The 9,825-nt window shown below is 36.6% G+C and carries 7 protein-coding genes, 5 tRNA genes and 3 pseudogenes; 7 read left to right on the top strand and 8 right to left on the bottom strand.

The window, feature by feature from the left end:
* On the top strand, positions 1-880 hold an 880-nt coding region (locus tag GZ63_RS0115025), incomplete at its 5' end, for an ABC transporter ATP-binding protein (protein WP_038221294.1).
* Positions 880-2,481, top strand: a complete 1,602-nt coding sequence (locus GZ63_RS0115020) for an ABC transporter permease (RefSeq protein WP_029270964.1) — start codon at positions 880-882, stop codon at positions 2,479-2,481. The genes GZ63_RS0115025 and GZ63_RS0115020, both read left to right, overlap by 1 nt.
* Before the next feature lie 103 nt (positions 2,482-2,584).
* On the opposite strand, the gene GZ63_RS0115015 is transcribed toward GZ63_RS0115020, so the two are convergent.
* The 8 genes and pseudogenes from GZ63_RS0115015 to fabI all read right to left on the bottom strand — a co-directional run bounded on the left by GZ63_RS0115015 (position 2,585) and on the right by fabI (position 8,710).
* Positions 2,585-3,397, bottom strand: a complete 813-nt coding sequence (locus tag GZ63_RS0115015) for a DUF368 domain-containing protein (protein ID WP_029270962.1) — start codon at positions 3,395-3,397, stop codon at positions 2,585-2,587.
* Between the two features lie 301 nt (positions 3,398-3,698).
* Positions 3,699-4,028, bottom strand: a pseudogene (locus tag GZ63_RS17610) (YvbH-like oligomerization domain-containing protein); the annotation flags it as partial.
* 390 nt (positions 4,029-4,418) lie between these two features.
* Entirely contained in the window at positions 4,419-5,177 is a 759-nt protein-coding gene (gene istB, locus GZ63_RS0115005) for an IS21-like element helper ATPase IstB (protein WP_029270959.1), read from the bottom strand.
* Positions 5,174-6,618 (bottom strand): annotated as a pseudogene (locus GZ63_RS17605) (IS21/IS408/IS1162 family transposase). The gene istB and the pseudogene GZ63_RS17605 overlap by 4 nt, the downstream one beginning before the upstream one ends.
* Positions 6,619-6,687: 69 nt before the next feature.
* Entirely contained in the window at positions 6,688-7,122 is a 435-nt protein-coding gene (locus GZ63_RS0114980) for an IS3 family transposase (RefSeq protein WP_051681515.1), read from the bottom strand.
* A 12-nt stretch (positions 7,123-7,134) separates the two neighbouring features.
* Positions 7,135-7,359, bottom strand: a pseudogene (locus GZ63_RS18900) (helix-turn-helix domain-containing protein); the annotation flags it as partial.
* Positions 7,360-7,371: 12 nt separating this feature from the next.
* A complete protein-coding gene (locus tag GZ63_RS16920) occupies positions 7,372-7,821 on the bottom strand; it encodes a helix-turn-helix domain-containing protein (RefSeq protein WP_156947750.1) in 450 nt (149 codons plus the stop codon).
* Positions 7,822-7,933: 112 nt separating this feature from the next.
* On the bottom strand, positions 7,934-8,710 hold the full coding sequence (gene fabI / locus GZ63_RS0114970; RefSeq protein ID WP_029270947.1) for an enoyl-ACP reductase FabI: 777 nt from the start codon (positions 8,708-8,710) through the stop codon (positions 7,934-7,936).
* A 301-nt stretch (positions 8,711-9,011) separates the two neighbouring features.
* On the opposite strand from fabI, the gene GZ63_RS0114965 reads away from it, so the two are divergent.
* From GZ63_RS0114965 to GZ63_RS0114945, 5 genes are all read left to right on the top strand, one after another.
* Positions 9,012-9,086 (top strand) — tRNA-Glu (locus GZ63_RS0114965).
* An 82-nt stretch (positions 9,087-9,168) separates the two neighbouring features.
* A tRNA-Val gene (locus tag GZ63_RS0114960) sits at positions 9,169-9,244 on the top strand.
* Positions 9,245-9,380: 136 nt separating this feature from the next.
* Positions 9,381-9,456, top strand: a tRNA-Thr gene (locus tag GZ63_RS0114955).
* A gap of 56 nt (positions 9,457-9,512) precedes the next feature.
* Positions 9,513-9,597: transfer RNA gene (locus GZ63_RS0114950), tRNA-Tyr, on the top strand.
* A 17-nt stretch (positions 9,598-9,614) separates the two neighbouring features.
* Positions 9,615-9,689 (top strand) — tRNA-Gln (locus GZ63_RS0114945).
* Positions 9,690-9,825: the final 136 nt, after the last annotated feature.

The raw sequence follows: 9,825 nt of genomic DNA, 5'->3' as shown, positions 1-9,825 counted from the left end.
AAAAAAGTTTGGGAACTTCACTGCACTTGATGGGATTAATATCGAATTAAATGAGGGAGAAGTTTATGGATTTATTGGACCTAATGGAGCTGGTAAGTCAACGACCATTCGTATTTTGCTTGGTATTTTAAAAGCAACGAAAGGCATGGTGGAAATATTCGGAAAAGATGCATGGTCAGATGCTGTTGATATACACAGGCGTCTTGCCTATGTCCCGGGGGATGTGAATCTATGGCCAAATTTAACTGGCGGTGAGGTGATTGATCTATTTGTTAAATTGCGGGGGGGAAATAATAAAAACAAGCGTGAAGAATTGATTAAGAAATTTGATCTGGATCCAACCAAAAAATGCAGAACCTATTCGAAGGGGAATAGGCAAAAAGTAGCTTTGGTCGCTGCCTTTTCGTCTGAAGCAGATTTATATATTTTAGATGAACCAACTTCTGGACTGGACCCATTAATGGAACAGGTTTTTCAGGAATGCGTATTGGAAGCCAAGCAAGCAGGTAAAAGTGTCTTGCTTTCCAGTCATATTTTATCTGAAGTTGAAAAGTTATGCGACCGGGTAGGTATCATCCGTCGGGGTAAGATTATTGAAACAGGTTCGTTAAACGAATTACGCCATTTAACACGAACCAATTTGCTTGTTGAAACAAAAGAGTCGATTACTTCCATAAATGAATTGAACGGTGTACATGATGTGGTTAGAGAAGAACAGGGACTGTCATTCCAAGTGGATACAGAGGAATTGGATGCTGTGATTAAACATGTAAGTCAATTTGGCATCGTAAAATTGGAAAGTGCACCGCCAACATTGGAAGATTTATTTATGCGCCATTATGAAAACAAAGATGGAAAAGGAGCAGGGGGTGCGTTCTAATGATAGGTTCTACTTCTAAAAATACTATCTCTTTATCTAGATTGATCGTAAGACTGGACCGCATTCGTATTTTTTTATGGTTGATTGGAATATCTATTTTCACATGGATTGTGCCAATTTCCTTTAAGAATCTGTATGCCTCTCAGCAAGAAAGAGATGTGATGGCAGAAACGATGCAAAACCCGGCTATGACAGCCATGGTGGGACCTGGTGATCTAGATCATTATACAATCGGGGCGATGACAGCACATCAGATGCTCCTACTAACAGCGGTTGTCGTTGGATTGATGAGTATTTTGCTTGTGAGCCGACATACCCGTGCGAATGAGGAAGATGGTCGGATCGAAATGATTCGAGCTTTGCCAGTAGGACGCCTGGCAAATGTAAATGCAACACTACTTGTATTGGTTATAGTCAATGTACTTTTGACGTTAGTGATTGGTTTGGGGCTTTATGCATTAGGTATAGAAAGTATGGGGCTAGAAGGATCTTTATTATATGGTACTGCTTTAGGCGCAACTGGAATGGTCTTTACAGGAATCACGGCAGTTTTTGCGCAGCTTTCTGAAAGTTCACGTGGAGCAACTGGTTATTCTATTGCCATACTCCTAATTGCATATTTTGTTCGTGCGATTGGTGATGTGGGCAATGAGGCATGGTCGATGCTTTCCCCCTTAGGGTGGGTGACACAAACGGAGGCTTATTCCACGAATCATTGGTGGCCTATAATGTTAATGATTGGTGTATCCATCATTTTATTTATAGTAGCAAATTATTTAAATGCGATCCGAGACTTAGGAACGGGATTCTTTCCATCAAAGCCCGGAAAAAGATATGCTTCCATGTTTTTACAAAATCCTGCTGGGTTGGCTTTAAGACTTCAGCGTACAGGAATCATTGCTTGGGCAATTGGAATGCTTGTATTGGGTGTATCTTATGGCTCCGTTTTTGGTGATTTGGAATCCTTTTTTGAGGGAAATGAGACGCTGGAGCAATTACTAGCTGATCAAAAGGGATATACATTAACAGAACAGTTTATCCCGATGCTCATGATTGTGATGAGCTTACTTTCAACCATTCCTCCATTAATGGTCATGCTTAAACTGAATGAGGAAGAGAAAAAGAATCGGCTAGAACATTTACTTTCAAGAGCTGTTTCTCGTACTCAAGTGGTGGTAGGTTATCTCATCATTTCCATTATGAATGGGTTTATCATGCTTTCTCTTGCTGCGATTGGGCTCTGGGCTGCAGGAAATACGGTCATGGAAGAAGGGCTAAAATTTGAGACAATTTACGGTGCAGCCCTCGTATATTATCCAGCCATGATCGTTATGATTGGTTTAGCTGTATTGCTGATAGGTTTCCTACCAAAATTAAGTCGTTTCATATGGGGTTACGTCATTTATTCCTTCTTCGTCCTGTATCTAGGAGGTTTGTTTGATTTCCCGGGTTGGGTTGGAAAGCTATCTCCATATGGCTATATTCCACAGCTCCCTGTTGAGGAAATGAAATGGCTGCCATTATTCACTTTGACAGTTATAGCTGGTATCTTGATGATTGTTGGGATTATTGGATATAACAAACGTGACATAGAAGGGTGATGGAGCAGTCTCCATTGCATTTTACTGTGTTGAAGTAATGATGTAAGCCTAGTGTCGTAAGATGAGGAAACGATACTAGGCTTATAATTTATCTTTTGAGTTGTTATTCCTTATACTCCACTTTCCCGAGGATATATGCACTAAATAAGCCTGCTGCAAAGGTTGCAACACTTATTAATAGGAATGTTTTATCCGTTGGCCAGCCCGGGAAGACAACAAAAATTGAGCCGATTACAAAGCCGATGATAATAGCAAATGTACCGGTTCGATAGTTAAGGAGAAAGAAGTTGATGATTTTACTCATAAGAACGATTCCACAAACGATTCCTATCCCCGTCACTGCAATAACATCGAGCTGAAAACTGCTTATCCCAGCAATTACAGTTTGGTAAATACCGATAACATATAAGATAAATGATCCGCTAATTCCCGGTAAAATCATCGCAGCACTCGCTAAAAATCCAGAGATAAATAATAGTAGGTAGGTGGACATTGTTCGTTCCATCGCCGTACCTTCCCCTGTATTAAGAAAGACCATTGATCCAACAATAAGCGCTCCAATCACCAATAGAATGATGTGTTTCCACGTAAAGGTTTGTTTCGCATCTGATTGGTGGAATAAATAAGGAAGGATGCCTATTATTAGCCCCAAAAAGAAAAATTGTGTGGGGCCTGTATAGTGTTCAAATAGCCACTCGATGACATTACTTAATAAGAGAATGGCAGCTCCAACACCAACTCCCAAAGGGATTAAGAACCCAAGCTGTTTTTTCCAATCCTTACTAAAAAAACCATTAACCGCCGCAATCAAACGGTCATAAATGCCAAGTAACACGGCAATTGTCCCGCCGCTGACCCCGGGAATGATGTCACTAGCCCCCATCAGCAAGCCACGGTATATATTTTTCCATTCCATTCATACGCACTTCCTTTAGTAATTTCAAATGTTTGTCTTACAGAATACTTTTAATTCTTATTGAGATTATTTCTGATATCTACCTTTTCATTTCATGCAATCCCCTTACTATATATGTAATTCTTCACAAACTAGAAGATGTATATTTGTTGATGGTATCTTCATATCCAATTTGCTAAAATGACTTGCTATTTTCTTGGCTTCATTATTTCACCATCTTTTATTATACAGAAAAGCACCTTATAGAACAGTACTTTTTTCATCTGTTCTATAAGGTGCAATTTTATGGGGACTGTCCCCGTTAATTATTTATATACTTTTCGAAAACATCTCCAAAGTCTTTTTCGTGATACTGTTCACGAGATGACTTTAACCAGGAGAATCCAAATTCGGTCAATTGTTTATACTGATCTGCAAGTTGCGTTTCCGATGTTCTTGAATTTTGTAAGACAGTCATTGCTTTATCTAAACTCTGATTAGCCATATCTAGCACGATACTGTTTTCGTGTGTTTTCTCTGAAATATAAACCAATGCTTTATATAAATCGTTTAGTTGGTCAATTTGCTTTTTATCAACATCAATACTATAGTTTTGATTTCCCAGTGTAAATTTAATCTCTATATCAAAGTCTTTAGTTAACTATATGTATTCTATTAATCTAATAGTTTACATATAACAGTTTATCCCGTAATTACAATAGTTTAATAGTGTACGTATAAATACAAGTGTACACTTTACATTATTATCTGACTATTATATTATTAACAATTCAAATAATAAATATAATGAATGATTTTATTCTTAATTGGAGGGCAAAGTCCCGCAGCGGGTAGCGGAAGCTGTGAATAAAGGTATTTACAATTAAGAAAGTGAGTTGATCTACAAAAATGTCAGGTAATAAAAAAAGAGAAACTTATGGCTTAATGGTACAAAAGGGTTTAAAACATATTCCTAATGTATTTCGCAAGTGAAAAGTGAACCACTTCGCAATTAAATTTTGAACCACCCTAAAATAAATAATTATTCATCAGTTAATTCACTTTTTAACCATTCTTCTGTTTCACGCATTCTAAAGGATGGTCCATTCATATTTAAAACGTGCGATTTATGTGTTAATCGGTCTGTCAAAGCAGCCGTTAATACTTGAACGTGAAAAATTTCATTCCATTTTGTAAATGGTAAGTTACTTGTAATAATCGTAGATTTTTTCCCCGCTCTTAAGGAAAGATGTGTAAACAATAATTCTGCGCCTTCTTTATCGAAGGATATATAACCTAGTTCATCTATAATAACTAAGTCATATTTCTCAAACTTCAATTCAAATGAACGAAGTGTACGATCTGATCTACATTCTTTTAGTTGATTGATAAGTGAAGGTACCGTCGCAAAAAATACTTTATATCCAGCTAAACATGCTTCCATACCTAAACCAATAGACGTATGCGTCTTTCCAGTGCCAGGCGACCCTGTTAATAGGACGTTTTGACCTTCTTTGATAAAATCTAATTGCTTTAAAATCGGTATTTTTTGTTGAGCTTGAGGAGGCAACGCCTCCATAGACAATTCCTCTAATAACTTTCTTTGCGGGAAATTTGCCGTACGAATTCTATTTTGTTTTGCTCGAATAAATCTGTCTTCCTTTTCCTGCACCAATACTTGATGCAGGATTTTGATTGCCTGTTCTGGGTGTGTAAATGATGTCTCTTCGTTAACTAGTTTTCGTATACTTGGTAATCTAAGGTCCTTACACATTTGAATAACTTGTTCTTTCATTGTCATGATGAAGTGACCTCCTCTAATTGATTAAACAATGCCGCATATGCCATCATGTTATCTTCTGCTTGCTTAGTTACATCATCATCTCGTATAGTATGACCTTCATTCGATGCTGATTGTTCGCATAAAAATAAAATTCTTTCTGTCGAAACATGATCTGGACGTATTGTTTTAAGTTGCTCAACGACGCTTATCACTTCATCAATATTGTTATTCGATTGTATATAAAAGAGTAATTCTAGAAATTCCTTTTCTTTTCCTATATAATGTTCGTAGTAGATATTTTTTATTTTGGTTGGTGCTTGCCTCAAACATTCACTTTGGGCGATAGCACCTTTTTTTCTTTCGAATGTTTTAAATAATGGTTGATATCCATATTCCACTGATGTAGTCCCCAACATCTTTCATGAACAGCGATTAATTCTCCTTCCACAAATAATTTAATTTTCTTTGCACCTACTTTGGCCTTAATGTACTTCCCAACGTGTCCCTCCGGGACAGAATAATGATTTTGTTTAAAAACAATTGTACTATATTTGTTCACTCGCACTTCTATCATATCCGATGGATTAAAGGATGAAATAGCTGGTTTAGAGTGTGCTGCTTCTTGCTTCAACAATTCATGATGTGACACTTTATGTTCGTGATAGATTCTTTTATTTAACTTTTCTAACGTTGATTCTAAATGCATACTTGCTCTTGTAAGCTTTGAAAAGAATAAACTGCTGAAAATGCTTTTCTACGAATGAAATCAACGCTTCTTTCCACATGCCCTTTTTCATTTCCTTTTCGTGGTTGGCACAATCGAATGTTAAACTCATAATAGTTTGATAAATGAACCATACTGTCTGTTATTGTTCTTTCTGTGCCTACAAATTGCTTTACTACTGTTCTCATATTGTCATATGTAAATACCCTTGGTATAAAACCAGTATGGTTAATAAAATCAACATGAACATCTAGCACACAAACCATAGATTGAGATTCATAGATTCTCGCGAATCGATAGTTGCTATAGGGTAAAGTGAAAATCGCTAAATAATATACTTTTAATTTTTGATGTTTCTTTGTTCACAAAATTTCGTTCCGTTGTATAGCTAATCTTGTGTCCGTCATCTAATAACTTTTCATGCATATCCGTCATTTTCATTTGCTGCTTTGACATATAATGCTCTTTTTTCCACTGGTTTTCTTTAATATAGCTTCTCAATTTAGCTTTTATTTCTTCAGTTAATGCCTTTTGTTTTCCATTTCTTTTTTTATAAGTTGGAGGTCGAAGTACCTCCTCTGTAATCGGTAAATCCTGCACATCTTCTTGTCTACTCTGTTTAAACTGCTTAATATATTTGCGCACTGTATTTCTTGTTTTCTTTGTTCGCTTTGCAATTTTTCGTTCACTTAGACCTTCTAAATATAATTGGATTATTTTTTGCTTTATCTTCAAAGTGATCACTCCAGCTCCTCCTTAGCGACAGTTATGCTAAGGATATTTTCTACTGAAGTGGTTCAGTTTTCAAGTGCGATGGTGGTTCAGTTTTAGACTACCATATACAATGGCGCTTAAATAAGCTTTCTTAGAGGTACTATATTTGAATTCAGTGACATCCGTGACCCATTTTTCATTTGGTTTTTCAGCTGTAAATTTACGATTCAATATATTCTCCGCAACATTCATTAGTCTATAAATACGTTTATGATTAAAATTCTGGCCAAACTTTCGATTGATGTTTAATTTCATTCGACGGTAACCATAGATACCCTCAACTTTCTCATGGAGAATTTTCATTTCCCTTATGATTTCTTCATTTTGAAGTTCTCGAGAGGATGGTATACGTTTTAACCATTTATAGTAAGCAGCTCGCGAAATACCTGCAATATCGCATAGTAAAACAATACTTAATTCTTCACTTTCATGAAGTTCTTTAAATTGCGATATATTTATCTTCAAATCTAACTTGGCTTATTTTCGCCTCCTTTCGATCCCCTCTAACTTTTTTAAGAAAGCATTCTCTGCACGTAAACGTTCGTTCTCATTTTCGATTCGATGCATTTCTAACTTCATTTTTTCTTCGGAAGTTAACTCATCTTGACTTTTAGAACGTCCTCTTCTATCCTGTAACGCATCCCATCCACCATCTTCGTGTTTACGTACCCATTGATATGCTTGTTGGTAAGATACCTGATGTTTATCCGCAGTTTATTGATAATCCTTCCCATTCGCTAAAGCATCTTGTACAATCTCAATTCGTTCTTTCCAAGTCGTTTTTCTCCCTTTAGTCATAGAGCTCGTCCTTCCCTTTGTCGTATCTTTTAATTCTCTATGACCATTATACTGCTTTATCCATTTTCGGAGTACTGATGTGCTAGAAATTTCATACTTGCGAATGACCTCACGTTGAGAATGCTCCCCTGATATATAATCTTCTACAGCTACTTGTTTTAAATCTTTAGAATATGACTTCAATGTCCTTGAGCCCTCCAATCCTTTGAGACCATATTTCTCATGTTTCTCAGCCCAATCATACAGAGTTACATCCGCAATTCCGTATTTTGAACATAATTCTATTAAGGTATAATTTTCATTCTTATATGCCTTTAACACTTCATACTTAAATTTACTAGAGTTAAATTTATATTTATTGGACATAAAAAACTCCCCTTAAGGTGAAAACAGATTTTTATTTTTTAATCTGTCTACCTTAAGGGGAGCATATCATTAGATCCACGCTCTTTTTGTTTACCCGGCGGCAAAACGGTGCTTAACTGCCAATAATGTGGTAACCAGAGTCAACATGTAATACTTCACCTGTTATTCCTCTTGCTAACTCACTTACTAGGAATAATGTGGCGTCCCCAACTTGATCTTGATCTACATTGCGACGTAAAGGGGCTTTTTCCTCGATGATGGAAGTCTTTTCATTAAATCCTGATACTCCTTTAGCAGACAATGTACGTATCGGTCCAGCAGAGATAGCATTTACACGGATGCCATATTTACCCATATCTTCAGCTAAATACCGGACACTAGCTTCGAGTGAAGCTTTGGCAACTCCCATGACATTATAATTTGGTATAACTTGTTCTGAACCGATATAGGTTTGTGTTACGATACTTCCGCCCTCTGTCATTAACGCTTTTGCTTGCTTAGTGACAGCTACTAGGGAATAAGCGCTAATGTTTTGCGCTAGTAAAAATCCATCCCTAGATGTATCCGCGTACTCGCCTTGTAATTCTTCTCTTTTAGCAAATGCGACGGAATGAACGAGGCCATGAATGACATTAACTTTGTCTTCTATTTCTTTAAACGCTACCTTAATGCTTTCATCGCTTTCGACATCGCAAGATACAGTTAACTTTGGTGTAATATTATTTTTTTCAAGTAACCTTACTAATTTTTGGTAAGATCGCTCTTGTCTATAAGTAAAGATGAGATTCGCACCTGCATTATGTAATGATTTTGTTATTCCCCATGCAATGCTTCTCTCATTTGCAACACCCATGACAACAATATTTTTTCCTTCTAATAAACTTGACATGTGGCACCTCCAAAATATTTTATATTTCCTATTATAACTTAATTTATTTCCTTAAAGAAGCATATACAATCTTACTATATAGAAAAAACTGTGTATCATAAGCGTACTGTTTATCATGAAAAGTTACTGTTATTATAGCCTTTTTGCCCTGAAATCATGATAGAAAAAAATTTTTATAAAAAAATGCATTTTACTCTTTACAAAAATATTTAATCTGTATATAATAAGATTCGTTGGTTTACGACAAACATTTAAAAAAAGATATATGAGCTGTTTTTCGTTCTTATACTATTTAGTGCTAGGCCCGTTGGTCAAGCGGTTAAGACACCGCCCTTTCACGGCGGTAACACGGGTTCGAATCCCGTACGGGTCACCAATTGTTTATAAAAAAAGCTATTTCGAAGTGGATGGTTTTAAATTTATCTTACTGAAATAAGCATATTAGATTTTCTGCTGTGGGAGGATTAGCTCAGCTGGGAGAGCACTTGCCTTACAAGCAAGGGGTCGCAGGTTCGAGCCCTGCATCCTCCACCATTTCAAATTATTGCATTTTGAGTGTTTTTCATTTATAGTATAAAAGGAAGTCTTCGGACACATATTATCTCTGCCAAGTTAGAAAATGCAGGGATCGTTATGATTTAAAATCTTATCATTTAATAAATGTAAAAATGCCGGTCTAGCTCAATTGGCAGAGCAACTGACTTGTAATCAGTAGGTTGGGGGTTCAAGTCCTCTGGCCGGCACCATTTCAATTAAAATGTATCATTTATATGTATAATAAATGTACTAAAGGCAAGAATATGGAGGGGTAGCGAAGTGGCTAAACGCGGCGGACTGTAAATCCGCTCCCTCTGGGTTCGGCAGTTCGAATCTGCCCCCCTCCACCATATATTTATACGATTGTTGGGCTGTAGCCAAGCGGTAAGGCATCGGGTTTTGATCCCGTGTAGCCTAGGTTCGAATCCTAGCAGCCCAGCCATTTTTTTGTTTTTAGAGCAATTTTTGAATTGAAAATTAATATAATCTAGGTTATTCTACATAAAAAATGACTTTCGAAAAAAGTCAGCAGATGCAGGGTCACCAATGATAAACGTTCATACAAAATAAGAAAACTA

Origin of the sequence: Virgibacillus alimentarius (genome assembly GCF_000709085.1) — a bacterium.
Classification (GTDB): Bacteria; Bacillota; Bacilli; order Bacillales; family Amphibacillaceae; genus Virgibacillus_B; species Virgibacillus_B alimentarius.
Note: the sequence above shows the minus strand (reverse complement) of the source record. Positions and strands in the feature narration are given on the sequence as shown.

What these genes read in the sequence shown, in the direction of transcription:
- GZ63_RS0115020 (WP_029270964.1), top strand. Translation starts at nt 880, where the DNA reads ATGATAGGTTCTACTTCTAAAAATACTATCTCTTTATCTAGATTGATC.
- GZ63_RS0115015 (WP_029270962.1), bottom strand. Translation starts at nt 3,397, where the DNA reads ATGGAATGGAAAAATATATACCGTGGCTTGCTGATGGGGGCTAGTGAC.
- istB (WP_029270959.1), bottom strand. Translation starts at nt 5,177, where the DNA reads ATGACAATGAAAGAACAAGTTATTCAAATGTGTAAGGACCTTAGATTA.
- GZ63_RS16920 (WP_156947750.1), bottom strand. Translation starts at nt 7,821, where the DNA reads ATGTCCAATAAATATAAATTTAACTCTAGTAAATTTAAGTATGAAGTG.
- fabI (WP_029270947.1), bottom strand. Translation starts at nt 8,710, where the DNA reads ATGTCAAGTTTATTAGAAGGAAAAAATATTGTTGTCATGGGTGTTGCA.